This is a genomic window from Streptomyces tateyamensis, from assembly GCF_003205575.1.
Lineage (GTDB): Bacteria > Actinomycetota > Actinomycetes > Streptomycetales > Streptomycetaceae > Kitasatospora > Kitasatospora tateyamensis.
The window spans coordinates 1-219 of record NZ_PYBW01000262.1 but is presented as its reverse complement, the minus strand read 5'-3'; the positions used below and the strand labels follow the sequence as shown (position 1 = coordinate 219).

The following is a 219-nucleotide window of genomic DNA, read 5'->3' as shown; positions in this document are numbered from 1 at the left end:
TGTACGGAGATTCGCCATAGGCGAGCCGGAACTCGCGGCTGAGGTGCCCGGACGACATGTGCGCGCCCCGGGCGAGCGCCTCGACGTCCAGCGGAGACGCGTACTCCCGGTCGATCCGGTCGCGGACCCGGCGCAGCCGCGCGAGGTCGCTGAGTCGCTGCGTCGCGTCGGGTTTGCTGGTCACCTGGAAAATCGTGCCACAACCCCCCGTCAATCGGC

General features: G+C 69.9%; 1 pseudogene. It reads right to left on the bottom strand.

Going from position 1 to position 219, the window contains the following annotated elements:
- Nucleotides 1–184 (bottom strand): annotated as a pseudogene (locus tag C7C46_RS33225) (AraC family transcriptional regulator); the annotation flags it as partial.
- Nucleotides 185–219: the final 35 nt, after the last annotated feature.